Here is a 24,631-nt window from a genome sequence, read left to right as displayed (position 1 = left end):
CCGAGCAGCGGAGCTGCCCAAATCGGCTTTCCTGCCGATTTGTCGCTGATTTTTGCCTTGTCTAGTCATCGCTCGTCGACTCTTCGTACAAAGCTTAGGCGAGACTCGATTATTTCCTGGCTTGCGGGATCAGCCGGGCCAGGCGCTCGAGGCCCGGTTCGATGCGCTCTTCGGGTATGGCGGAAAAGCCCAGCCGCATGAACTCGCTGCCTGGGCGATCGAAGTAATGAAGGTGTCCGCACTCGATCAGAATGCCCTCTTCTCGGGCCAGCGACTGGAGCCGGGTGCCGTCGAGTCCCTCGGGGCCACGGACCCAGAAGCAGGAACCGCCAAAGGTGGACGGGGTATGAAGACTGGGTAGATGGCGCTTCAGAGCCCCGCTCATGCAGTGCCACCGATTCTCGAATGTCTGGTGGATCTGTCGCAGCAGTGCGTCGTGATAACCGCGATCGAGAAACAGTGCCAGCGCGTGCTGGTTGTTGGTGGGCGGGTGGCGAAGCATCAGGCGGCGCAGCGCGCGAGCCTCACGGATCAATGCGGGATGCGCAACCATGTATCCGAGTCGAAGCCCTGGGGCCAGCGTCTTTGAGAGGCTGCCGACATAGATGACCCGTTGATGCCTGTCCAGGCTCTTGAGGGCGGGCGTCGGGTTGTTGAGGTAGTTGGTTTCGCTGTCGTAATCGTCCTCGATGATGAGGAAATTCTCCATTTCGGCCATATCGAGCAGCTGCCGACGCCGTTCGAGCGGCATTGTCACTGTGGTGGGGCTCTGGTGACTGGGTGTCGTATAAACCAACTGGCACCGTGTCAGTTCCTCGATGGGTTGCATCCCCTGCTCATCGACCGGCAGTAGCTGGATGTCGTCGGTGAAGAGCCGGGCAATGTTGTACATGTCCACATAGCCCGGGTTCTCCATGCCGAACCGCCTGCCCGGTTTCAGCAACAGCATGGCGGCTATCCACAGCGCCTGCTGGGTGCCGACCGTGACGAGAATCTCCTCGGGCCTGGCCCAGACCCCCCGCCGAGGCAATAGCCGCTTGTGAATCTGTTCGACCAGCAGTGGGTCGTCGTCACTGAGATGGTCCACCGACCAGCTTCGTATGGCCGGCACGCTCATGGAGTCGCGACTGCACTCTCTCCAGTGCTGGGTAGGAAAAAGTGCCGGGTCGATCTGGCCGTAGAGGAAGGGATAATCGTATCGGTGCCAGTCGCTGGGCTTGCGAATGGTTTCCTGCTGAGACGGCCGCATCGTCAGCAGCTTTTCCCAGGGCATGCGCTCGGCGTCGATATCGTTGAGGCGCACAGGTTTCTCCGCACGCCCCGCGAGGATTTCTGGATTGATGAAGTAGCCACTGCGGCTCTTGGCAATCAGGTAGCCGTCATCAAGCAATTGCTCATAAGCCAGCATTACCGTGTTGCGCGCCACCTGCAGCTCGCGTGCCAGCTTGCGGCTGGACGGCAGGGCTTCATCGACCGGGATATGTCCATCCAGGATGGCATGAACGATCTGCTCACGCAGCTGTTGCTGCAGGCTTGTCGGCTGGCTGGAATCGAGGTGGAACAGAAGCTGGCTCATGATTTGCTCGATAGGGAAATGATCCCCTAGTGGGGGGCTCGAAGGCAGATGGCCGTGGCGGGCAAACCGATTCCAAATGGCATGCGTGAGTTTCGAACATGCCAAGAAAACAGTATCTTGTCCAGTTTGCCAATTGCAAAATCAGTAGGTTGCGGGTGAATATGGTGGCAAGAAAGCACGTGGAATGAAGCGATGTACCTGGCAATCGGACTGGACCAATCGACGGGTGGTGTCTGGCCCTAGTCTCCCGCAGCGGGGGAGGTAAAGTGGCTGCAGGGAGCAGCACATTTCACACAAAACAAACCAGTGTGCTGCTCCAGGGTCCATTTCAAATAACAACATCTTGCTGGGAGAGTGGCATGAAAAAAATGATGCTTCCTGTAGCCGTGGCGGCCGTCAGTGCCGTGATCAGCCAAAATGCACTGGCAGAAACCTGGCGCATGGCCCTGGGTGATGCGCAGGGGGGCACCCAGTATGCCATGGGTGAAAAATTTGCCCAGCTGATCCATGAAAAGACCGATGGCGAAGTCAATATCGACCTGTTCCCCAATGGCCAGTTGGGTAGCGAGGAGGATACGGTCAGTAGCGCTAGCATGGGAATTCTGGACTTGTCTGTACTGGCGATCAATAACATCACTCCCTTCTCGCCCACGGTCGGTGTACTGACCCTTCCCTATGTGATCACCAGCCCCGAAGATGCCAAGACGCTTACCCAGGGTGAGATCGGCCAGCAACTGGTGGAAAATACCATCCGGGATGCCGGTGTCAGGGTGCTGTCCTGGGCCTATTCGGGATGTCGTGTACTCAGCAACTCCAGCAAACCGGTTGCCTCCCCGGATGACCTGCGTGGTCTGACCATCCGGGTGCCGCGTAACGAAATCATGATTGCCTCCTATCAGGAATGGGGCGTAAACCCACTGCCGATGGCCTGGTCCGAAACCTTCACAGCCCTGCAGCAGGGTGTCGTGGATGGGCAGGACAACCCCTACATCACCATCAACGCCATGAAGTTCTATGAGGTGCAGGATTACATCACCGATATCTGTTACGTGTTCTCGTTGGAGCCGCTGGTCATGAGCGAGTCCAAGTTCCAGAGCCTGAGCCCCGAGATGCAGGAAATCGTGCTGGAAGCGGGCCAGGAAGCCACGGCCTACAGCTATGACTACCTGCTGGAAACAGAAGAGAGCATCAAGCAGGTTTTGGTGGAAGAACACGGCATACAGATCATCAAGCCCGCCAATGACGAGAGCGAGTGGATCGAGCGTGCTTCGAGCATATGGCCGCGCTTCTATGACAGCATCGGCGGTGAGGAACGACTGGAAGAAGCGCTTCAGGCGTTGGGTCGAGACTTGAACTGAGCGCTATACCCCAAAAGGGCTGCGCTGAACATGGAATCAGTGCGGCCTTTGGGAAATGTGGGAAAAAGCATCAGGGAGATGCCGGCAAATGAAACAGGCACTTTTGAAGGTTTTGGATAACCTGGAAAACTATCTTTGCCAGTTTCTCCTGGTGTTTTTCGTGTTCTTGCTGTTTGTTCAGATCGTGTTGCGTAATATATTCAGCGGATCGCTGGCCTGGGGCGATGAACTCGCCACCTATGCTTTTGTATGGTTTGCCTATATGGGAGCTGTCTATGCGGCAAAGATGTCAGCCCATAATCGAGTGACGTTTCAATTTAGATTCTTTCCGCGTATTGTGGAAAAAATCTGCAATATCCTGACGGACCTGATATGGGTTGGTTTTAATCTATACCTGGTTTATCTAAGTTATGATTTTGTCTTCAATCGCATGAATGTGTTCTGGAAGTCCCAGACGATGGGGGTTCCCATGAAATATTTTTACATGATTCTTCCTCTTGCATTCTTGATCATGTCCCTTCGCATTCTACAGAATATGTATGTTCGTCATGTAATGAACAAGGACGTGATGGATCCTGAAAATGCGCAGATAGAAGAAATGATGCGTGTGCAAAACAATCCTCGAGACAAGAGCTGAAGGACCGAGCCGGAGAAAACGTCATGGACCCCACCTTCATTTACGTGCTGTTTGGCACTTTTTTCCTGCTGCTTCTATTGGGAGCGCCCATTACTGTATCGCTTGGCGTATCGGCACTGGCAGCCTTTCTCTACATTGGGCAGAACCCTGTCGCTTTCGTTCAGATTGCCTTTACTTCAGTGGGCTCCTTTCCGCTCATGGCGTTGCCGGCGTTTATTCTGGCAGGTGCCTTGATGGAAGCCTCCGGGATATCGAGGCGGCTGGTTGATATTGCCGAGGCATTTGCCGGTCCGGCCACGGGTGGACTCGCGGCAGCGACGGTATTCGCCTGTATGTTCTTCGGTGCCATCTCGGGCTCCGGTCCGGCAACGACGGCGGCCGTGGGTATGCTGATGATTCCGGCCATGGTGCAGCGTCATTACGATCGTGGATATGCGTCCGCCATCACTGCCTCATCCGGTGGCCTGGGCGTCGTGATTCCACCTTCCATCCCGATGGTGATCTTCGGCATCACCGGTATGGGGATGATGCCACCTCCGGAAGCGGTGGCAGCCCATGGGCCTTTCCAGACTCTGTCGATTTCCAAGCTGTTCATTGCCGGTGTCTTTCCTGGCATGGTAATGGCGGGAAGCCTGCTGACGATGAACTATTTCCTGTCCAAGAAGCATGGTTATCGCGGGTTGACGGATCATTGGTCGACAACATCCATCAAGGCCGCCCTGCGGCGTGGTATCTGGTCCATTCTGGCGCCCATCATCATTCTCGGTGGTATCTATTCGGGTATTTTTACTCCGACTGAGTCGGCTATCGTGGCCATCTTCTACACCTTGGTGGTCGGTATTTTCATCCACAAGGAGCTCAAGCTACGACCTGCCATGAAAACCCTGGAGACCACGACCTGGATCAGTGGACGCGTGCTGCTGATTCTGTTCACCGCTACGGTCTTTGGCAGGCTACTCGTTGAACAGCGGGTTCCCGCCTACATTGCTTCTGCCATGCTGGATTTCACTCAGAACATGTATATCATCTGGGCCTTGATCATCATGTTCTTGCTGTTCGTTGGCATGTTCATGGAAACGTTGGCAGCCATCATGATACTGACACCAGTGTTACTGCCGATCATGTACATGTTGGGGGCTGACCCCGTGCACGTGGGTATCGTGGTGGTTTGTGCCTTGGCGATCGGTTTCCAGACGCCGCCCCTTGGCGAGAACCTGTTCGTCGCTTCAGGGATCGGGGGGGCCTCCATCGAAGAAATTTCCTACCGTGCTCTGCCGTTCGCCGCTGCCTCGATCATTGCGGTGTTTGTTATTGCCTATGTTCCAGAGATCGCCCTCTGGCTGCCTAGAGTGTTGGGCTATTGAATAACTCTTTTCAATCGATATGGCTGCTAATGAATGCTGAAATGATTGAAATTCCGAGTTTGAGAGGAAGAGGGAATGAACAAGAAAATCGATAGCATACTGTGCTGTGTCGGGCTTCGCGATGATAGCCACGTGGTACTGGAACAGGCATTCCGACTGTCATCGGCCACTGGAGCCAGGTTGCATATCCTGCATGCCGTCAAGTCCCTGGATGACGACGTCATGAATACACTGCGCGTCAATATTCGCGACAAGGCGATACTGGGCGAACTGATCCGTAAGCGTCTGGACGACGCAAGGCAGCAACTGGAAGCCAAGCTGGAAAGTTTCTGGGACGCTTACGGAGATGCAGACGGAGCGATCGGATCTCGCGTTGGCAGTATGGAGGTGGTCGAGGGCTATCCGGCCAGGATAATTGTCAACCAGGCGTCCAGGCTGGGCTGTGACATGATCTTGATGGCCTCCAATAAGCGTGGGTTTACCCCTTCCTATGCCGGCAAGGTCACCAGAGGGGTTCTCAAGAGAAGCCATGTTCCTGTCGTGGTTGTGCCGCCGGCCAGTTAAGATCTTCGCCCGCCATCCCGCCGCCATGATCCGCTACCAACCCGAGGCCGAGAACCCGTGACGCTCAGGCTTCGAGGGCAACCTCCAGCTCGGAAGCCGTCTGTCGCATCAGCGGTGCCCATTCAAGCAACGTGTCGAGAGAGTGGCGCATACGTGGGGCGTGTATGGCCAGGGAGGCGAGCTGGTTGCCCACTCTGTCGTACACCGGCACCGCAATGGCCACCATTCCCTCTATGAACTCCTCGTTGTCGGTGCTCAAGCGGTCTCGACCAATCCGTACCAGTCGTTCCTCGAGCACACTCGGGGTCGTCAGGGTGTATGGGGTGTGGGCTTCGAGCGACAAGCTGGCCAGCAAGGCATGGCGCCGGTGTGGGGGCATCATGGCCAGGAACAACTTACCGCTGGCCGTACAATGCAAGGGGAGTCTAGACCCAGGCGCAAGTTGGATACGCACTGGCCAATTGGTTTCGACCCGGTCGAAGTAGAGCACTTCATGGCCATCGAGGAGCGTGAGATTGCAAGTTTCTCCCACCTTCTTGGCCAGCTGTTGAAGCAAAGCTCTGCGCGGAGCACTGAAGCTGGCATTGGAAAGAATCCCCAGGCTCATGCGGCGAAGGCGGGGCCCTGGCATCAGGTGTCTGCCGTCCAGCTCGCGCTGGACGAGGCCCTCTGTTTCCAGTTGCCCCAGTAATCGATGAATGGTGGGCTTGGGAATGTCCAGACGCTTGTCGAGATCTGCCGCGGTCAGGCTCTGGTCAGCATTCGCGATTTCTTCCATGATGGCAATCGCCCTCAACAACGTCGAGTTCGAGCTGGTACTGCGGCTGGGCTGGGGCATGGCGGCTCCTTGGTAGTCTCGGCGAATCGGTCCGCTCCCATGGTAACTGGAAAATTCCTCCTGGTACCGCTGGCGCTGCTTCAGCCACCCAGGTTGACCATGAACATTGACAGGGCCGGCCAAAGGGCAATTGCCAGCCAGCAGAGGATCAGGGCAAAGAAGTAAGGAAGGATGAATCGGACCAGCCTTATGTAGGGGATGCCGGTGACACTGCTCGCGACATAGAGGTTGAGACCAAAGGGCGGCGTGATGAAGCCGATGGCAGCGCCTACCAGGAAGATGACAGCAAAGTGAATGGGATCGACCCCGACACTTTGCGCGATAGGTGCGAGGATAGGGGCCAATATTATCGTAATAGGAAGACTTTCCAGAATCATCCCGGCCAGCAATACGATTGCCATGCAGGCTGCAAGAACGAGATAGTAATTGCCTAGGCCAGTGAGTAGGTCATTCAGCATGGGACCGACACCCAGCACAGAAAGAAGTTGCTGCATGACCACCGATATGGCAATCAATGGTGCCAACATACCTGCGATCTTCCCTGAACGAAGAAGAATGGAGGGCAGCTTCATTAGGCTGATTTCCCTCGTCACGAGAAGGCCGGCAATCAGGGTGAAGCCTACGGTAATAGCAGCGGCCTCTGTCGGTGAGAACTTGCCGGAATAGATCCCATAAAGGACAACGCCAATAGTTGCAAAGCCTAAATAGGCCCTAAGTGCAAATTTCCCGCTTTCGCGTGGCCTGAAGGGAATCAGCTTACCCCAACCATTCTTGCGGGCTGCGAGGTTGCAGGCGAACATCATGCCCGCAACCATCAGCATCCCAGGTACCAGGCCGGCAATGAAAAGATCGCTTATCGACAAATTCATCATGAAACCATAGACGATGAAGATGATGCTGGGGGGAATGATGATGCCGACGGTACCGCCAGAGGCTGCTGTCGCAGCGGAAAAGCGGTCATCATAGCCATTCTTGACCATCTCGGGTTGCATGATTGAACCAATTGTCGCAGTAGTACCCGCATTGGAACCCGAAATGGCCGCAAACAAGCCACAGGCACCTAGAGTGGCCATTCCCAGGCCACCACGCATCCATCCCAATACCGAATAGGCAAAATCCGATAATCGCTTGGCTATCCCGGCGGCATTGATCAGGTCGCCCGTAAGGATGAAGAGTGGCAATGCCAGCAGCCCGAAGAAGCTGAGGCCCTGGAACAGGGTGACGCCAATATTGGCCATGGTGAAATCGATGATAATGCTGGTGCCAACTATCCAGAATCCAAGAACTAGAAAGATTGGAACGCCCACCAGGAACAAGATGGTGACGCCAAGTGTCACTAGGCCAATCAAGGTACCGTCAGTCATTGTGGCCTCCATCAGTCCATAACGATTGGTTTTAGGTTGAAGTCTTCCTTTCTCTTGAAGCACCTTATGTCTTCAAGCAGGTTTTGTAGTACACGAAAGATGATTAGCGTCCATGCAAGGGGGGTGGCCAGGTAAAACCACCACTGCATGACGTTATCTGTCCCAGGTACGATGGCAAAGTTCTGATGTGCCAGCTTTACCTGGTCGATGGTAAAATAGATCACCAATACAGCGAAAACTATCCACAAGATTGCATCAAGAACAAGGCACAAGAACTGCCCTGTGTAGGGCAGTCGCATGCGGATCTCGTTCAAGGACAAATGACTGCGTTGCTTGACATTGAGTGAGGCGCCAAACCATGTCAGCCAGAGGAAAAGTAGAACGGGGATGCTGGTACTCCATGGAGCCTGCAGGTTGAAGATGAAGCGCCGTATTACTTCGACGAAAATGATCCCGGCCATGCCTGTGTAAGAAACCAGTATGATGGCTTTCTCCAGATTCTCGTCGAGCCACTTGAGCGGCCTCAGGTATCCTGACACTGACGTGTGCTGCATGTCGGTTCCATTTGCCATGACGAGCCTCCTGAATTATCCGCGCCACCAGCGTTTCGGTCGGACGTTTACCGCGGCCAGGTCGTGCGGTATCTCTCTGGCTATGCCATGGATCTCCTTGTAGACATCGATGCCACCCGCCCAGCCGTTCAGGCGTTCGCGCCATGCTTCCCAAGGCTCTGGATTGAACTCGGGGGAACACATCTGTTCCGCCTTGTGCCGTTCTTCATCCGACAACGGTGCGACTCGCACATTGTTCTCGGCAAATATTGTGCCCGGAGCCGGGTTTTCATTGGCTCCCACGATCTGGTAACGACCCGCTTCATTCATCCCTTGTGTATATATCTGGGCACAGTAAGCCGACTCCATCACTTGGTCCTGCAAGTCACTGTCGAGTTTCTCGAAGGAGGAAAGACTCATGGCGGTATGCTCGGTGCCGGCAAAGAATCTCAGGTCAACAGCCTGGGCGACCACGGGGGCCATCCCTGCATAGGCAACGGCGCTCATCCAGGTTTCGGCGCCATCCAGAAGACCCTGCCGGAGGCCATCGAGCGTCTCTTCCCAGGCGATGGGTGAGGGGTTGAGATTCAGGTGTTGCATTGCAATGCGGCCGAGCTGCGTTCCTGTTACCCGGTTTCGGGTGCCGGCGAGTTCTTCCAGGCTGGTGACGAGCGGCCGGTCCGCCCACTTGAGGCCCAGCATGATGCCGCGCAAGTCGCAATGCGTGAAAAGAAACTGAATATTGTGGCGTTGTCTCATTGGTTCACGCAGCAGCTCTTCGCTTCTAGGGTGATAGAAGAAGTGAAACATCGATGCCACGGTGGGAAACATGTAGGCAAAGTCCAGGACGTTGAGGTAAGGAGCCCCTCCCGCCGAATTCTGTGTCGATGCCGAGAATATATCGACGATGCCTTGCTGGGCCTGGCTTATGCAGTCGAGCTGGTTGCATATCTCATTGCTTCCCATGAACTCGACGCGGATTGCCCCATTGGTTCGCTCCTCCAGGTCTCGGGCAAAGAAAAGTTGCCCTGATTTCTGGATATCAAGATTGCGCTCATTGAATCCGGCCGCGCCGAAACGGAGACGAAACTTGGGCTCCGTTTGGTAGCGATTCTGTTGCTCATTCTCGGCAGCCTTCGCCAGGCTGGATGCAGTGAGCCCGGCACCGAGACCTGAGGCGGCCAGCAGGGTCGAGGTCAAGCCGAAGCGGCCCGAGACATGGAGGAAATCACGACGTGAGAGGCCTGGGTGTTGTCGATTGGGCATGCTCGCATCTCCTAACAGTTTATTTTTGTGAGCTTTTTTTTCGTTTACCGCTGCCTCGCCACTTGATCGGGGAAGGAATTTAGTGATGAGGCCAGTACCAAACTAGGCGACTCTTCCAGAGCTTTCAAATTTTTTTGAGATTTTTTGTATCGATATTGACGATCATTTGTGCGTGTACGATCATATCGAGATATTTCGTATCGAACGTGGGGTGTGTTGTATGCGCACAGGAGCAGGGTCATCGCGACGACAGCAGCAGCTTGACTACGATTACATTATCATCGGGGCCGGGTCCGCTGGCTGCGTGCTGGCCAACCGGTTGAGTGAGGACCCCGCTATCAGAGTGCTATTGCTTGAAGCGGGTGGGCGCGACTGGAATCCCTGGATTCATATTCCTGTCGGATACTTCAAGACCATGCACAACCCCAGCACCGATTGGTGCTATATCACTGACCCCGACGCCGGCATCAACGGGCGGCGCCTTCAGTGGCCTCGGGGAAAGGTGCTGGGTGGGTCCAGTTCCCTCAACGGTCTGCTCTATATCCGAGGCCAGCGCGACGACTACGACAGCTGGGCCAAGGCGGGAAATGCGGGCTGGGACTATGCATCGGTGCTCCCTTATTTCAAGAAGTCCGAGTGTCAATCGCGCGGTGCCAACGAGTACCATGGGACAAAGGGGCCCTTGCATGTGTCCGACCTGCGTTTGCGTCGGGAAATTGCGGATCGCTTCATCGAGGCGGCCAAAGCCATCGGCATTCCAGCCAATGATGATGTCAATGGCGCCCAGCAGGAGGGAGTGGGTTATTTTCAACAGACGTCATTGAATGGCTTTCGCTGCAGCACTGCCAAGGCCTTTCTGCGTCCTGCATTGAAACGGCCCAATCTCACTCTCGTGACACGAGCCCATTGCCGGAACCTGTTGCTGGAAGGAAAGCGAGTCAAGGGCGTCACCTTCATCAGGCAGGGGCAAGAGCAGACCGCAATAGCCAACCATGAGGTAATCCTGAGCAGTGGGGCGATAGGATCGCCGCAACTCTTGCAGTGCTCCGGCATCGGTGATCCCGAGCATCTGCGATCAGTCGGCGTGGAGTGTCTGCACGCGCTGCCAGGCGTGGGAGAGAACCTCCAGGATCATCTCCAGGTTCGGCTTGTCTACAAGACCCGCTGTCGCACCCTGAACGACGAAATTCGTCATCCGCTCAGAAGGTGGGCGGTGGGCGCTCAGTACCTGTTGACGCGCACGGGTCCGCTGACTCTGGCCGCCAGCCAAGTCTGCGTATTTACCCGCTCACGACCGGAGCTCGAGCGACCCGATATCCAATTTCATATGCAGCCGCTGAGCGCGGACAAGCCTGCCGAAGGGGTACACCCCTTCTCGGCATTCACCTCATCGGTGTGCCAACTGCGCCCTCATAGCCGCGGCAGTGTGAAGATCATCAGTCCGGACGTTTTCATCTACCCGTCTATCCAGCCGAATTACCTGAGCGCCGAGGAAGACCGGCGTGTCGTGGTCGATGCCATCAAGGTGGCGCGCGAGATTGCCGGCGCGCAGCCTTTATCGGAAGTCATCAGCGAAGAGTATGTGCCGGGCGGCACGTATCGGACGGATGAAGAGCTTCTGGAAGCCGCTCGCCAGTTCAGTCAGACGATCTACCACCCGGCGGGGACCTGCAAGATGGGGAACGACCCCATGGCAGTGGTGGATGAGCGCCTCCGTGTTCATGGGCTGGAAGGCGTGAGAGTCGTTGACGCTTCCATCATGCCAACGATCGTCTCCGGAAATACCAATGCCCCCACTATCATGATCGCCGAGAAAGCGGCGGACCTGATCCGAGAGGACCTTGATCGCCGATAGTCGGGTTTTACGATATCGTGATGGACCCGGCTACGAGGGTATCGTTTGCTACATTGTCTGGCCTCGGCACGCATGACAGGGGGTTGGTCTCATGATGACGTTTCATCTGGGGCTAACCCTCATTCTTTTTCTTGGGCAGTCTTTTCCTTTCAAAGGAACCAAAAGCTATCGGGTGCCCCATATGTTTCAGAAGCTGATGAATCGGCTGGCCAACAGGATCAGTCATGCCATGTTTCGGGAGGGAAGTACTCCGGGTAGGCCATGGTTCAAAGATATCGTGCCAGGCGTTTTGATCTGTATCACCATCGCGCTGGCCACGACATTCATTTCCGATCACTACGGGGGCCCCACTCTGCTGTATGCCCTGTTGTTCGGCATGTCGCTGCATTTCCTGTCGGAGGAGGGGCGTTGTGTGGAGGGGGTGGAATTTTCTGCCCGCGTCATTCTGCGGTTTGGCGTTGCGCTGCTTGGTGTGCGTATTACCATCGAGCAGGTCACGTCGCTGGGTATCGGACCGATTGTCACCGTAGTCGTCGGCGTAGTGTTGACCATCCTGATGGGGGTACTGCTGGCCAGGCTGCTTGGGCTGCATCGAGACATGGGGCTATTGACCGGAGGGGCGGTTGCGATATGCGGGGCATCGGCAGCGCTGGCGCTCTCTGCCGTCATGCCCCGTGGTGCCAACAGTGAGCGCAACACCATCCTCACGGTGGTGAGTGTCACGACCCTGTCGACGGTGGCAATGGTACTTTACCCCTTGATAGCCGGAGTGTTGAGTCTTACGGACCAGCAGGCTGGGGTATTCCTGGGAGGAACGATCCACGATGTCGCCCAGGTCGTCGGTGCGGGATACATGATCTCGGAGGAAGCCGGCGATGTATCAACCTTCGTCAAGCTGATTCGGGTGGCAATGCTGGTGCCGGTCGTGATGTGTTTCATCCTCCTGTTCCGTAATGGCGAAGGCGGAGCAGGACAGAGCTAGATACCCAAGCTCCCCGGCTTCCTGATCGCCTTCGTGGTGTTGTTGATCATCAATAGCCTGGGCGCGATTCCGGTGAGCGTCGCCGATGGCATGACCGACCTGTCCCGCTGGTGTCTGGTGACGGCCATTGCGGCGCTGGGAATCAAGACCTCGTTCCAGAAGTTGGCCATAGTGGGGTGGAAACCGGTCATCTTGATGGTATCCGAGACCGTCTTCCTGCTCGTGTTGGTGCTGGCCTTCATTCTCTTTGGCGTGGTGAGTCTGTAATGCCCGTCTGGGTACAGGGGCGGGCCGAACCGCCGCCGTGACGATGATCGCCTGCCCGGACAACCTAGGCGCGGCAAGGTGCCTCGGCGTTTCGCATGACGTAGTCCAGCGCCTCGGCGAAGCCGTCCATCACCTCGATGCCGTAGCGTGCCTGCAGGGCACCGGCCCTGCCGGCGAAGGCACCGGAGCCGAGCACGATGGCCGTGGCGCCTTCCGCGATGGCCCGCTCGACCAGCCCATGCAGGCGGGCCTCGGCCCGGGCGGTCCGTGCGGCGGTGTCGGTCACGCCTATGCCGGTGGCCTTCACCGTGCAGCGCGCGCCCATGCCATGGGCGTCGCACAGGGCGACGATCGTCGCCACCGCCTCCTCGAAGGTGGTGATCACGGTGAAGGGGCCACCGGTGGCATGGGCTTGGCGGATGCCCGCTTCGGCCAGGCTGATCACCGGGGCCGAGGTCAGCGCGCGGGCCTCGACGATGGCGATGTCGTCGAAGCAGGCGAGGACGTAGCCGGCGTAGCCTTCGGCCATGCGCTCGCGGATCAGCTCGAGCACATGGCGCGTGGCGCTGGCCTTGTCCCGTTCGCTCTCGACGGCATAGGGCCCCGCCCCGGGATTCACCGCCTCGGCGATGACGCCTGGCGGGACGAGGGAGCGCAGCATCTCGCGAATACTGCCCGTGACGTTGGCGTTGGTATTGGGATTGATCACCAGGAACCGCTGACTCTCTTCCGGACGATGTTGCCTATCGGTGTCGTTCATCGGCGCCCCGCCAGCAGGTCGGGGAGCCACATCACGATGTCGGGCCATGCCATGATGGCGAGGGTGAACAGCGCCATGATGATCACGAACGGCATGGAGCCCCAGATCACATCGTTGAAGCTGCCGCCATCCTTGCGCACGCCCTGCACCACGAACAGGTTCATGCCCACGGGCGGGGTGATCAACGCGATCTCGCACATCAGCACGATGAAGATGCCGAACCAGATGGGGTCCACGCCAACCGCCATCACCATCGGCACGGTGATCGGTACCGTCAGCACCAGCATCGACATGGCATCCATGAAGGTGCCCAGCACCACGTAGAAGAGCAGCAGCAGAAGCAGCAGGCCGACTTGGCTCAGGCCGAAGGAGGCGACCCACTGGGTCAGCGCCTGGGTCACGCCCAGCATGGAGATGGTCACGTTGAGCAGCAGGGCGCACATCAGCACGATGATCACCATGCCGGTGGTCTTGGCGGCGTGCAGCGAACAGTGGATCAACAGTTCGGCGCTCAGCTTGCCGCCGAAGACGATGAAGGCCAGCGCGATCACCACGCCGATGGCGGCGGATTCGGTGGGCGTCGCCAGGCCGCCGTAGATGCTGCCCATCACCACGCCGAAGATCACCAGCGGCGGGATCAGATGCTTGGACATGGCCAGCTTTTCCGCGAGCGGCAGGTTCACCTCCACCATGGCCTCCTTTCCCGCCTTGCCATGGGCGATGAACAGATACACGGAGAAGAGCAGGGCGAGGGTGAGGCCCGGTACCAGGCCCGCCGCGAACAGCTGGCTGACCGAGGTATTGGCCAGTTGCCCATAGACCAGCAGGTTGATGCTGGGCGGAATCAGTATCCCCAGGGTGCCGCCGGCGGCCAGCGAGCCGAGCGAGGGGCGCACCGGATAGCGGTACCGCTGGAGCGCCGGCAGGGAGATGGTGCCCACCGTGGCCGCGGTCGCCACCGACGATCCCGAAGTGGCGGAAAACAGCGTGCAGGTGGCGATATTGGTGTGCAGCAGCCCGCCCGGCAGCCTGTTGAACCACACCGAGAGTGCGGCGTACATGCGATCGGCGATGCCGCCGCGGAGCAGCAGCTCGCCGAGCAGCATGAACAGCGGGATGGCCAGCATGGAGGGGCTGTTCAGGCTGCTCCAGACGACGCCCCCCATCATGTCGACCAGCGGCGAGCCATACATCAGGTAGCCGCCCAGGACGCCGACGAAGAGAATCGCGACCGCGACGGGCAGGCCCAGCAGCATCAGCCCCAGCATGACCAGAAAGGCGGCCCCGATCAGTGGAATGCTCATGGTTGGCCTCCTTCGCGTTTTTCCAGATCGGCCAGTTCCGCCTCCAGCTCATCCTGGGCCGAGCTGGGGCCGAAGCGGCGGTTGAGAGCCTTCCAGTCGCGCCTGGCGAGCAGCAGCAGGGCCTTGGCCGACAGCACGAACGCCGCCAGGGCGAACGCGGACATGGCCACCAGCCAGACCGACTGCGGGTAGATCAGCGGCGTGGCCCAGGGTGTCTGGGCGATCGAGCGGTAGGCCTGGGTGTCCTGCACCGTCTGCACGGTGAAGTAGAGCAGGAAGGCCGCCAGCAGCCCCAGGGAGAGGGCCGCCAGGGCGTTGAGCACGGCCTGCACGGTGGCGGGCAGGCGCATGTGCAACAGATTGATGCGGATATGCGCCTGTTCGACCATGGCGACGCAGAATGCCAGCGGCGCGGCGATGGCGATGGCATAGCCACCCAGCTCGTCGACGCCGCCAAGCGAGAGCGAAAAGACCTTGCGGATGATCGTCTCCAGCGTGATCAGCAGGGCGAGCAGGATCATCATCGCGCCGAACAGGATCCCGAGAAAGCGGGCATAGGTGTTCATCGTCGACTCCCGGTGCCGTTACAGGCCAAGCTGCTGGCCGACGCTCTCGCGCCAGGCGGCCTCGCAGTCGGCGGCGACATCGTTGCACTGGCGCGCCCAGGTCGGCAGGGAGATCTCCTCCACCGCCGCGGCCACTGTCTCCAGGTCCGCCTCGGCAACGGGCACCTCGGTGAGCGAATAGAGCGTGCCGAACTCGCAGGGCGACTCGCCGGCGTTGCAGCGCATGGCATCTTCGTAGAGGGATTCGGAGTATTCCCAGATGTCGTCGCTCAGGGTGGCGATGGCGCTTTCGAGCTGGGCCTGTTGCTCGGTGGAGAGGCGGTTCCAGGTATCCAGGTTGATGGCATAGCCGTTGATGGCGAGCTGTAGCGCAATCGGCAGCACCGTCGTGGCGGCTTCGGGCCAGCCGCCCGAGTTGGCCGAAGCCGGACCGGTGATGGCGCAATCGACCACGCCGCGCGCCAGCGCCTGCTGCACGTCGCCGAACGGCATCGAGATGCCGGTCGCGCCCAGCCCGCCCACGAAATTGGCGGCGCTCTGGTCGCCCACGCGCACGCGCAGCCCCTGCAGGTCGCTCAGGCCGCCGATCTCCTCGCTGCAGAAGATGACCTGGGGACCCGCCGGCCATACGCCCAGCAGCTTGGCGTTGAAGCGTTCCTGCAGGCGTGAGTCGACGTAGTCGTAAAAGGCGGACACGTTCTCGCGGCCCGCGGCGAAGCTGGTGTTCAGGCCGATCAGGTCCAGCCCGAGAATGGAAGGCTCGTCGCGGCTGACCTGCGGACCGCGCAGGGAGACGATGTCGAAAAGCCCGGAACGCAGCACGCGCAGGCCATCGGTATCGGGAATGCCCGCCACGTCGACGGGGATGTACTGGGCCGTGACGTCGAGGCCGGTGTGCTCCGCGAGCGCCTCGAAGAACGGCTGCTCCTTCTGCTGCGCGATCAAGCCCGAGCCGGCGGGTTGCCCCAGCACCTTGAGGGATAGGGTTTCGGCCTGGGCCGCGGAAGCCATCAGCGCGGTGGTCATGGCGGCAAGCACGGTACGTTTCATCATGGTTCGGTCCTGTGTGAATGACGGTGTGATGAGGGAGCGTTCCGGGGCGTGTCGGTGACCATCGCCGCCGGTTGTTGGAGTTGCACCTGTGATGTTGATCCAAGTTTCATGCCGTCTATCGCAAGAAACTGTGGTTTCATAAACAAAACAGCGGATTGGACCTCGTTGGCCAAGGTGGCATGAAATATCCAGGGAGGGGTGGGTGCACGCCAAGGGTGCGAGCATTGGCGTCGATGCGCCAATACGGTGCTAGGCCTGTACGAAAACTGCCATCGCTCGCCGACTTTTCGCACGTGGCTCAGGGGCCGCTATAGTTCTTCGAAACGGTCGTTGAGGATTTCGATCCTGCGCAAGCGGGTGCGCGAGGCATCGCCCGCCATCTCGATGGTTCGCATGGCCAGCAGGTGGCACAGCGCCATCACGGCGGTATGGTTGAACAAGGGCCCCGCCGCAAGGGTATGGCAGCGGAAGTGCCAGTGGGCGAGCGGCTCCGGGGCCAGCCCCTCGTCGGTGATATAGAGCAGCCGGGTGCCGCACTCCTTGGCATGGGACAGGATCTGCTCGGTCGCGGCCACCCGGCGGCGCAAGCCGAACACGACGATGCAGTCCTCTTTACGGAAGTTGACCAGATGCTCGCCCAGGGTTTCGCCGCCGCCGGGCAGGCTGACCACCTGTTCGACCACCTGGGTGAGCTGCCAGCGCAGGTAGTCGGCAAAGGGGTGGCTGGCACGAAAGCCGATGATCCAGGTCTTGCGCGCGCCAAGAATGGCGCCGGCCACCTCGTCCACTTCCGCCTGGGTGATGGTGGCAAAGGTACGATCCAGATTGGCCTTGCCCTGCTCGAGGTTGCTGGCGAGTGAATGCTCGGCCTGGCCCGCTTCGGACGAGGATAGAAACAGCCGCGAGCCGGTACTCTGCTCCTCGCGGGCATGCTTGCGGGCGGCCTCGTAGCTCTCGTAGCCCAGGCGGCGCACGAAGCGCGACACGGTCGCCTTGGAGACATTGGCAAACTTGGCCAGCTCCTGGGCGTCATAGCTGGCCAGCTCACCCGGGAAGTCGCACACGAATTCGCCCAGGCGGCGCTCGGCGGGATGCAGCGACGGCAGCGTACTGCGTACACGGGAGAGGAACGAACGTTCCTTGGACGATTTGGACATGCCGATCCCTGAAACCACAGTTTCATGAATAGTGAACGCCAGTGCCGATCATCGCAATAGAGAGTTTGAGGATACGTTCGGAAGCCGCCGGGCAGGTGGCCTTCGCTGCCTACCACTCACCCGACGGTTACACGCCTACAGCTCCCACTGATCCGGTGATGGCTGGGCCCCCTGTGTCGGTTCCTCGCAGTCCGGCCCGTCGCAGTCGTCGACCTCCAGGTCGTAGACCACGCCATCCACCTCGATTTGCTGGATATTGGCCGAGAAGCTGGCGGGGGTGATGTCGTCGGCGCCGCCACCGCCGGCGCGCGCCCTGGCGTTGAGCAGGTCCATCGCCGAAGCGCTGTTGCCGCCAGGGGTGCCTTGGGCACCGCCCGCGACGGTGCGCTGCTGAAGCTGCCGGGCGGTTTGGGTGGCCGTGCTCAGCGAAGCCTGCATGCGGCCATCCAGGCCGCCATCCAGGCCGCCATCTGGGCCGCCATCTGGGCCGCCATCGGCGATGATGCCGTCACCTTCCTGGCCGGGGTCGACGGGGCCGCCGCCGGCGATATCGTCATCGTCACCCTGGCCGGGGGTGCCTGGGGTGGGGTCGGCGGGATCGATGGGGTTGGCGGGGTCGATGGGCACGCCGCCATTGCCCGGCTCGGGCGGGGTCCAGGTGCTGTCGGCCACGCTGGCGGGGACAGCATCCTCCGGTGTGTTGGCGCCTGGCCTCATCAGGCCGACCAGCCCCCCGGTTTCGTGGCCGTTGGTCTCCAGCGCCCCGTAGGCATGGGAGTTGGTGACGACGCCAGAGGTGTGGTGGCCGATCAGCGCCCCCGCGGCATCGCCGCCCCAGACGTCGCCGCTGGCGCTGGAGTTCTCCACCGTGCCGCTATTGATGCCGACCAGCCCTCCTGTCCAGGTCCCGGTCAGCCGGCTGCCATCCTCGGCGAGCTCCCACTGTGAGGTGGATGTCACATCGCCGCTGGCATGGGAATCGAGGATGGCGCCGCCATGGGCTCCCACCAAGCCACCCACCTGGTTCCAGCCGGTGACATGCCCGCTGGCCGAGGAACCGCTGATGGTGCTGAAACTGTTGGAGCCGACCAACCCGCCGACAAAGCTATTGGTGGCCAGGACGTTGCCCCCAGCCGATGAGTCGATGATATCCCCGCCCTCCCGGTTCCTGCCGATCAGCCCGCCCACATGGCTGCCGCCGCTGACATTGCCGGTGGCATGGGTGTTGGTGATGGTGCCGCCCCTGTTCTCGCCGATCAGCCCGCCCACCTCCGTGGGTTCCGTGAACCGCTCGTCCTGCACATAGGTGACATTCCCGGAAGCGGTGGCGTTGGTGACGTTGGCGTCATTCAAGCCGATCAGCCCGCCAACCTGGCCCGAAGCGAAGTGGGTTTCCGGTTGCGCGTAGCAGAGTATATCGCCCGAGGCGGACGCGTTGGTGAGCGTGGCGCTATAGTTCGAGCCGTAAGGGATGGTGAACGAACCGATCAAGCCACCGACGTAGTTGCCGCCCGTCACATCGCCACCGGCCCAGACGTTATTGGCCATGCTGGGGCCGTTGCTGCTGAGTATCTCGCCGACCAGCCCGCCGACATGCCGGGGGGCATTGCCCGATTCGGGGTTGTTGGCATTGGTGCCCGGTATGCCGATCGCCGCGCCGGTGGCCCAGGCGTTCTCGATGGTCCCGGAGTCGAAACTGCCCACCAGCCCGCCCAGATAGTGGGTGCCGGTCACCTCTCCGGTGGCATAGGCATCGCGGATGGTGGTCCGTGCCGCACTGCCCACCAGCCCGCCGGTGTCGTGGGAAGCCCCCATGATCGCGCTGGCCACGCCGGTGACATCCACGGCGGCGTGGGAGCCGAGGAGGCTGGCGTTGGCGAGACGACCGACCAGCCCACCCAGCCCTCTGCTGGCATCGTTGTTGCTGGTATCGTCGGCGACTCCGGTGACGCTGCCAGTAGCCCAGGCGTTGTCGATGGTGACGCCGTCTCCCGAGCCCAGCAGGGTGCCAACGTAGGTATGCCCCTTGATATCGGCATTGGTCAGGCCGATATCGCGGATCACGCTACCCTCCGTGGCGCGACCGACCAGGCCGACGTTGCCGCCCAGGCCGGCATCGATGGTCAGGCCGTCGATGGTATTGCCGAGCCCGGCCAGGGTGCCGGAGAGGGTGGTGATCACGGCGCCGTCGTAGACGGTGCCCGAGGCATCCACGCCCTGGGCCAGGGCGTAGTGGCCGTTGCCGCCGTCGGCATCGATGGCGTCGAGATCGGCCATGTCGCGCAGCAGGGTGTAGTCATGGCCATCGATGGCCAGGTGGGCGTTGGCGCCTTGCAGGGTGATGCCGGCATTGGCGTGGCCGGTGGGGTTGCCATCGAAATCCAGCCTGGCGCTGTCGATGCGGTAGTCCCCGTCCAGGGTCAGGCCGGCGGCGTCGCCCTCGACGTCGATGCGGGCGTTGATCTCGATACCGCCGTTGCCCTGGCCCAGGGCGGCCAGGCCCAGGGTGGTGTCATTCGGCCAGGTGAGGTCGTCGTCGACGACGAGAGCGCCGCCGATGGCGTTGAGGCGCAGGTGGCGCCTGGCCAGTTGCTCCCCGACGAACGCGATGCCGTGGCTGTGGCCGCTGCCATTGCCGATGGCGATATCCGGCAGGCTCAGCGACCAGGTGCCGTTATCGCCGGTGGTCAGCGCCGCCTCGTCGACCGCCAGGGTGGCGCCGGCGGTCTCGATCAGCCCGTCGCCACCCCCGCTGGTGGCGGCGACATCGATGTCACCGGCAACGCGGGTGGTGCCGGCCAGGCGGTCGATGGCGTAGCCGGCCAGGCCGTTGCCGGTGGGGGCGAGGGTCAGGCGCAGTTCGTCGGCGGCCACCAGCAGGGCATCGCCACCGCCGACACGGGTGGTGCCGTCATGTTCGACGCCGCCGCCACTGGCCAGGGCGACGAAACCGCCATCGGCGATGACGATATCGCCCTCGGCGACCACCGCACCGTCGCCGCCGCTGGCCACGAACCGGTAATTGTCGGCGAGGAAGTCGTCATTGGCCATGCCCAGGGTGGTGGCGACCAGGCCGGCGACATCGACCGATGAGCCGGCGCCGAACAGCACGCCGTTGGGGTTGAGGATGAACACCCGGCCATTGGCGTTCAGGGTGCCGCCGATCAGGCTCTGCTGGTCGCCGAGCACGCGGTTGAGCACGATGGACGTGCTGCCGGGCTGCGCGAAGGTGACGCTCTCGCCGGGGGCCACGGAGAAGGCGTTCCAGTCGATCAGCGCCTTGTCGCTGGCCACGCTGATCAGGGTGGGGTCGTCATCGCTGTCGAAGGTGACGTCGCCATGGACGACCTGGCTCACCGAGCGGGTGACGTCGCCGATCATGAAGTTGCCGATGTCGGCCAGCACATAGTTGGGGTCGTCGAGGGAGAGCGTGCCGAGGTCGAGCGTGTAGCTGCCCGCCTCGGTAGAGGGCAGGGTCAGCGTGCCGCTCAGGTTGACGGCCTCGCCCGGCACCAGGTTGCTCAATTGCAGGCTGGCCGGGTCGACCGACGCGCCGCCCCCCGCCGCCTGGCTGCCATACACCTCCAGCACGCGCGGGGTGATGCTGGCGCTGGTGGAAAGCTCGCTGAACTGCAACTCGAAGTTGCGCCGATTCGCGACGGTCCCGCCTGTCAGCTCCAGCCCGGAAAGCGTGAAGCCGTAGCTGCCGGCGTCCGCGCCCTCGAAATCGATGGCCCCGCTGGTCGGCTGGTTGAGGTTCACGTTGGTGAAGTTGGCGAACACGGGGTCGAGTGTCACGATCTCGTAAGCCGTGGCCGTGGTGCCGTCGTAGCTCTTGTCGGCGACGATGAAGGCGAAGTCATCGGCGCTGAGTGGTCGCGCGGTGAGCCCCGCCGACGTGGTGGTGGCGATGGTGTAGTTGCTGACCTTGCCGCCGTTGGCCCCGTCGCTCACCTCATAGTCGAGGTTGACGACTCGGACACCGCTGTTGAGGACGGTGGCATTGGCGAACTGCGCCGAGGTATAGGTGATATTCAGGGTCTCGTCGCCCACCAGGCCGACCAGGCCGCCATTGGCCACGCCCTCGATCAGGGTGGCGTCGGTGGTGCCGTCGTAGACCTTGTCCGCCACCACGCCGACGATGGTCAGTGCCCTGGGGGTGATGGTGACCCTGCCCTGGACCCCGCCGCCCGGTGAACCGGCGTAGGCGTCGTTGTCCGGCCTGCGGGCCAGCACATTGCCGGCCCCGTATTCGCCGGCGTCGCGGTGGCCACTGTGAGGCAGCACCATCAGCACGTCGCCGGCGCTGTCACCGCGCTGCAGGCCGGAAACGCTCAACCCGCCGAGGAGGGCACCGGCGCTGTCGCCATACTCCACGTCGCCGCCGATATACAGCGAGAAGTTGTTGAGAATGGGGTTGCCGGCGGCGGAGGTGCCCCAGATGAGCGGGTCGAAGCCCGAGTAGTTGGCGATGGCGTTTTTCTGCTCGGGGTCCAGGTAGGTCGCGACGTTGCTGGCGTGCGGCTCGATGGATATCGCCCCCGTTCCGTATGAAAAAAGATGGTCGTAGCTCCAGTAGGCATTCTGGATGCCACCGGGGTTATCGTTTATTCTCTCGAACGCATGCTGCTCGGTGCTTCCATCACCCAACTGGACCCGATACGACTCGGCGTAGGCACTGTCGATGGTGCCGGTGGCGGTATTGTGATGGACGAAGCCGGCGTGCGGCGCCTGAGAAGCCGAACTCGCGAGGGCATCGTAGGCGTAGGCGTTGCTGATCGTGCCGCTATTGACCCCGACGAAGCCGCCGTAATAACGCACACGGTTAGAGTTCAGCCGGTAATCGATGCTCTTGACCACATAAGCCTGATCGATGGTGCCTTCGTTCAGGCCGACGAAACCGCCGCCCACGCCGCTTCCAGCAGACAGATAATCGGCCCCCAGGTCGATATTGTAATCGGCATAGGAGCGTTCGATCGTCCCCCTGTTGATGCCGACCAGGCCGCCCGCATGGGTCACGCTCTCGGCGGACCCGCTTATCTGCATGCTGGTGCCCGTGGCCCGCACCGAGCTATCGACGATCCGCCCGCCCGTCTCGTTGGTGCCGACCAGCCCACCGCCAACGACCGTTGCCTGGAGGCCGTGGGAGTAATAGCTCCGTGCGATCAGCCCATGGTTGGTGCCGGCCAGGCCGCCGATGCTCTGTGTATTGGTGGCACTGCTCATGGAGCCCGTGCCAACGCTGTTGACGATGGTGCCGTGGTTGATATTGGCGAACTTGCCGAGTGAGCCGCCGGACACATTGCCAATACTGGCGTCGCCATTAATGATACCACCCAAGTCAAGATTGCTGACCATGGCGCCGGCTTCCAGGGTGGCGAACAGGCCATTGGCGGAACCGCCCTGGTGGAAATTATTGGCGTGACTGAGCCCATGGCCGAGACCGTTGAAGTTGCCGGAGAAACTTTCGACAAAGCTATGAGTGAGGGCGTTGGCCCCGATATCCGTGCCCAGGGCGTAGTTGCCGCCGGGGGCGTCCTTTAGCCACGCCATCTGCTCGGCGCTGGAGATCACCGTATACTGTTCGCCGCCGAGCCATAATTCGCCGCCGCCACTGAAATCGACCCGGCCGGCGAACTGGCCGCGCTCCCCGCTCTGCGTGGTATATAGCCCGTAAGGCACGTCATCGGCATCGACGCCATCGCCATAATTGGCGACAAGACTCGCCTCGCCGGTGGCACTCATCACATTGTTGACGTAGATGTTGTTGGTGGCATCCAGGGTCAGGGTATTCTGCGACCAGCTCACCGCGTCATTGACGTGGATATTGCCGTCCTCGCCGCTGCCCATGACCGATTCGATCTCGACGTTGTTGTTTTCCAGTGCGGCGGTCAGGGCTTCGCCGGTCATGTCCCCACCAATGCCGATGGTGAAGCCGTCCGGGTCGATCAGCCAGGTGCCGGTGTCGCCGCGCTCGGCGCGGGTGTCCACGTCGATGCCGCTCAGCACGACCTGGTCGCCGCTGGTCTCGACCAGACCGCCATTGCCGCCCTGGGCACCCCCTTTGGCAGAGAAACCGCCCTGGGCGACGGTCTCTCCATCGGACCAGACGACGATGCTGCCGCCGTCGCCGTGGTGCGTGGCATCGGCGCTGAGGGTGCTGGTGGCGTCCACCGTGGCGCTGCGGGCGTGGGGCAGGTCGCCGCCGCCACGGTAACCGCCGCCGATCTCGATGCTGCCACCGCCCGTGGCGCCGGAAACGTCCAGGGTGGCGCCGCTCAGGGCGATATGTTCGCCGCTGACCTGGATGCCGCCGCCGCTGCCGGTATCGCTGCCCGCGTCGAGGCTGCCGGCGATCTGGACGCGGCCGCTGTCGCCGCCTTCGAGCACGATCTGGCCATTGCGGGTTTCCAGGCTGCGGGCGCGCACGATGCCTTGCTGGTTGACGACGTTGTTGAGCAGGCTGTCGGCGGCGCTGGCGGTGAGCAGTACACGACCACCGTCGGCCTGGATCAACTGGCGGTTCTCGACCAGCGCGTCCAGGGCCGGCTGGTCGATCTCGACACTGAGCAGGCCGTCGCCGGCGAAGTCCAGCGTCATGGCGTCACCGGCGGCCAGGGCCACGCTGCCGAGCTGGGCCTGAATCACCCCCTCGTTGCTGACCCGGCCACCGAGCAGCGCCACGGCGCCGCCGTCGTGGGCGGTGATGGTGCCCTGATTCAATACCTCGGCGGCGTTGCCATCGGCATCAGCCTGGAAGCGGTAGTGGCCGTTGAGGAAGTCCTCGTCGCGGATATCCAGGGTGGACGCCACCAGGCCGGCGGTGTCGACTCGGGCGTTGGGACCGAACAGCACGCCGTTGGGGTTGACCAGGAACACCTGGCCGTTGGCGTCGAGCTGGCCCATGATCCGCGAGGCATCGCTGCCGAGTACGCGGTTGAGGGCCACCGAGGCGCTGCCGGGCTGGTCGAAGGAGACGCGGTGGCCCTCGCCGATGTCGAAGCTGTCCCAGTTGGCGATCAGCTTGTCGCTGGCCTGGGCGACGCGCAGGTGCTGGGCGCCGGGGGTGGAGATCGTGCCGCTGCCGTGGACGATCTCGCCGCCGCTGGGCAGGTTGGCGCCGTGGGCGGTGCCGGCGAGCAGCAGGCTGGCGGCGAGCAGGGAGCCGC

Annotated in this window: 16 protein-coding genes and 1 pseudogene; 6 read left to right on the top strand and 11 right to left on the bottom strand. The window is 61.2% G+C overall.

Annotated features, from left to right (window positions below; translation table 11 throughout):
- Nucleotides 1-109: 109 nt before the first annotated feature.
- A complete protein-coding gene (gene pdxR, locus C1H69_RS20880) occupies nucleotides 110-1,576 on the bottom strand; it encodes a MocR-like pyridoxine biosynthesis transcription factor PdxR (RefSeq protein WP_102655316.1) in 1,467 nt (488 codons plus the stop codon).
- 359 nt (nucleotides 1,577-1,935) lie between these two features.
- On the opposite strand from pdxR, the gene C1H69_RS20875 reads away from it, so the two are divergent.
- From C1H69_RS20875 to C1H69_RS20860, 4 genes are all read left to right on the top strand, one after another.
- Nucleotides 1,936-2,934 (top strand): TRAP transporter substrate-binding protein, encoded by a 999-nt coding sequence (locus tag C1H69_RS20875; RefSeq protein ID WP_102655315.1) that lies wholly within the window; start codon nucleotides 1,936-1,938, stop codon nucleotides 2,932-2,934.
- Nucleotides 2,935-3,022: 88 nt separating this feature from the next.
- The gene (locus tag C1H69_RS20870; RefSeq protein WP_102655314.1) at nucleotides 3,023-3,571 is read left to right on the top strand and encodes a TRAP transporter small permease; all 549 of its coding nucleotides are present in this window, start codon (nucleotides 3,023-3,025) and stop codon (nucleotides 3,569-3,571) included.
- A gap of 23 nt (nucleotides 3,572-3,594) precedes the next feature.
- Nucleotides 3,595-4,935, top strand: a complete 1,341-nt coding sequence (locus tag C1H69_RS20865; protein ID WP_102655313.1) for a TRAP transporter large permease — start codon at nucleotides 3,595-3,597, stop codon at nucleotides 4,933-4,935.
- Between the two features lie 75 nt (nucleotides 4,936-5,010).
- Entirely contained in the window at nucleotides 5,011-5,499 is a 489-nt protein-coding gene (locus C1H69_RS20860) for a universal stress protein (RefSeq protein ID WP_102655312.1), read from the top strand.
- Between the two features lie 64 nt (nucleotides 5,500-5,563).
- Here the strand turns inward: C1H69_RS20860 and C1H69_RS20855 are convergent, their stop codons facing one another.
- The 4 genes from C1H69_RS20855 to C1H69_RS20840 all read right to left on the bottom strand — a co-directional run bounded on the left by C1H69_RS20855 (nucleotide 5,564) and on the right by C1H69_RS20840 (nucleotide 9,452).
- Nucleotides 5,564-6,337 (bottom strand): IclR family transcriptional regulator, encoded by a 774-nt coding sequence (locus tag C1H69_RS20855; protein ID WP_102655311.1) that lies wholly within the window; start codon nucleotides 6,335-6,337, stop codon nucleotides 5,564-5,566.
- An 80-nt stretch (nucleotides 6,338-6,417) separates the two neighbouring features.
- Nucleotides 6,418-7,701 (bottom strand): TRAP transporter large permease, encoded by a 1,284-nt coding sequence (locus C1H69_RS20850; RefSeq protein ID WP_102655404.1) that lies wholly within the window; start codon nucleotides 7,699-7,701, stop codon nucleotides 6,418-6,420.
- Between the two features lie 11 nt (nucleotides 7,702-7,712).
- Nucleotides 7,713-8,273: a TRAP transporter small permease gene (locus C1H69_RS20845; protein WP_205738575.1), complete on the bottom strand. Its 561-nt coding sequence runs from the start codon at nucleotides 8,271-8,273 to the stop codon at nucleotides 7,713-7,715.
- Between the two features lie 15 nt (nucleotides 8,274-8,288).
- Nucleotides 8,289-9,452: a TRAP transporter substrate-binding protein gene (locus C1H69_RS20840; RefSeq protein WP_102655402.1), complete on the bottom strand. Its 1,164-nt coding sequence runs from the start codon at nucleotides 9,450-9,452 to the stop codon at nucleotides 8,289-8,291.
- A gap of 286 nt (nucleotides 9,453-9,738) precedes the next feature.
- Here C1H69_RS20840 and C1H69_RS20835 point away from each other — a divergent pair, with 286 nt between their 5' ends.
- Both C1H69_RS20835 and C1H69_RS20830 read left to right on the top strand, forming a co-directional pair.
- Nucleotides 9,739-11,373: a GMC family oxidoreductase gene (locus C1H69_RS20835; protein WP_102655401.1), complete on the top strand. Its 1,635-nt coding sequence runs from the start codon at nucleotides 9,739-9,741 to the stop codon at nucleotides 11,371-11,373.
- 91 nt (nucleotides 11,374-11,464) lie between these two features.
- Nucleotides 11,465-12,622: pseudogene (locus C1H69_RS20830) on the top strand (YeiH family protein).
- Between the two features lie 64 nt (nucleotides 12,623-12,686).
- Here the strand turns inward: C1H69_RS20830 and C1H69_RS20825 are convergent.
- From C1H69_RS20825 to C1H69_RS20800, 6 genes are all read right to left on the bottom strand, one after another.
- On the bottom strand, nucleotides 12,687-13,382 hold the full coding sequence (locus C1H69_RS20825; RefSeq protein WP_102655310.1) for an aspartate/glutamate racemase family protein: 696 nt from the start codon (nucleotides 13,380-13,382) through the stop codon (nucleotides 12,687-12,689).
- Nucleotides 13,379-14,686 carry a TRAP transporter large permease gene (locus tag C1H69_RS20820; protein ID WP_102655309.1) on the bottom strand — a complete coding sequence of 436 codons (1,308 nt, stop codon included), beginning with the start codon at nucleotides 14,684-14,686 and terminating at the stop codon, nucleotides 13,379-13,381. Before C1H69_RS20820 ends, C1H69_RS20825 begins: the two co-directional genes overlap by 4 nt.
- Nucleotides 14,683-15,252 (bottom strand): TRAP transporter small permease subunit, encoded by a 570-nt coding sequence (locus C1H69_RS20815; protein ID WP_102655308.1) that lies wholly within the window; start codon nucleotides 15,250-15,252, stop codon nucleotides 14,683-14,685. The genes C1H69_RS20820 and C1H69_RS20815 overlap by 4 nt, the downstream gene beginning before the upstream one ends.
- Before the next feature lie 18 nt (nucleotides 15,253-15,270).
- Nucleotides 15,271-16,305 carry a TRAP transporter substrate-binding protein gene (locus C1H69_RS20810; RefSeq protein ID WP_102655307.1) on the bottom strand — a complete coding sequence of 345 codons (1,035 nt, stop codon included), beginning with the start codon at nucleotides 16,303-16,305 and terminating at the stop codon, nucleotides 15,271-15,273.
- Nucleotides 16,306-16,613: 308 nt separating this feature from the next.
- Nucleotides 16,614-17,462 (bottom strand): MurR/RpiR family transcriptional regulator, encoded by an 849-nt coding sequence (locus C1H69_RS20805; protein WP_102655306.1) that lies wholly within the window; start codon nucleotides 17,460-17,462, stop codon nucleotides 16,614-16,616.
- A 135-nt stretch (nucleotides 17,463-17,597) separates the two neighbouring features.
- Nucleotides 17,598-24,631, bottom strand: a 7,034-nt coding sequence (locus C1H69_RS20800) for a two-partner secretion domain-containing protein (RefSeq protein ID WP_102655305.1), incomplete at its 5' end; no start/stop codon positions are given.

Source organism: Billgrantia endophytica, assembly GCF_002879615.1.
Classification (GTDB): domain Bacteria; phylum Pseudomonadota; class Gammaproteobacteria; order Pseudomonadales; family Halomonadaceae; genus Halomonas; species Halomonas endophytica.
Note: the sequence above shows the minus strand (reverse complement) of the source record. Positions and strands in the feature narration are given on the sequence as shown.

Excerpts from the sequence above, each read along its gene's own strand:
- C1H69_RS20860 (WP_102655312.1), top strand. The coding sequence starts at position 5,011 with ATGAACAAGAAAATCGATAGCATACTGTGCTGTGTCGGGCTTCGCGAT.
- pdxR (WP_102655316.1), bottom strand. The coding sequence starts at position 1,576 with ATGAGCCAGCTTCTGTTCCACCTCGATTCCAGCCAGCCGACAAGCCTG.
- C1H69_RS20835 (WP_102655401.1), top strand. The coding sequence starts at position 9,739 with ATGCGCACAGGAGCAGGGTCATCGCGACGACAGCAGCAGCTTGACTAC.
- C1H69_RS20820 (WP_102655309.1), bottom strand. The coding sequence starts at position 14,686 with ATGAGCATTCCACTGATCGGGGCCGCCTTTCTGGTCATGCTGGGGCTG.
- C1H69_RS20875 (WP_102655315.1), top strand. The coding sequence starts at position 1,936 with ATGAAAAAAATGATGCTTCCTGTAGCCGTGGCGGCCGTCAGTGCCGTG.
- C1H69_RS20865 (WP_102655313.1), top strand. The coding sequence starts at position 3,595 with ATGGACCCCACCTTCATTTACGTGCTGTTTGGCACTTTTTTCCTGCTG.
- C1H69_RS20825 (WP_102655310.1), bottom strand. The coding sequence starts at position 13,382 with ATGAACGACACCGATAGGCAACATCGTCCGGAAGAGAGTCAGCGGTTC.
- C1H69_RS20810 (WP_102655307.1), bottom strand. The coding sequence starts at position 16,305 with ATGATGAAACGTACCGTGCTTGCCGCCATGACCACCGCGCTGATGGCT.
- C1H69_RS20870 (WP_102655314.1), top strand. The coding sequence starts at position 3,023 with ATGAAACAGGCACTTTTGAAGGTTTTGGATAACCTGGAAAACTATCTT.
- C1H69_RS20850 (WP_102655404.1), bottom strand. The coding sequence starts at position 7,701 with ATGACTGACGGTACCTTGATTGGCCTAGTGACACTTGGCGTCACCATC.
- C1H69_RS20805 (WP_102655306.1), bottom strand. The coding sequence starts at position 17,462 with ATGTCCAAATCGTCCAAGGAACGTTCGTTCCTCTCCCGTGTACGCAGT.
- C1H69_RS20855 (WP_102655311.1), bottom strand. The coding sequence starts at position 6,337 with ATGCCCCAGCCCAGCCGCAGTACCAGCTCGAACTCGACGTTGTTGAGG.
- C1H69_RS20845 (WP_205738575.1), bottom strand. The coding sequence starts at position 8,273 with ATGGCAAATGGAACCGACATGCAGCACACGTCAGTGTCAGGATACCTG.
- C1H69_RS20815 (WP_102655308.1), bottom strand. The coding sequence starts at position 15,252 with ATGAACACCTATGCCCGCTTTCTCGGGATCCTGTTCGGCGCGATGATG.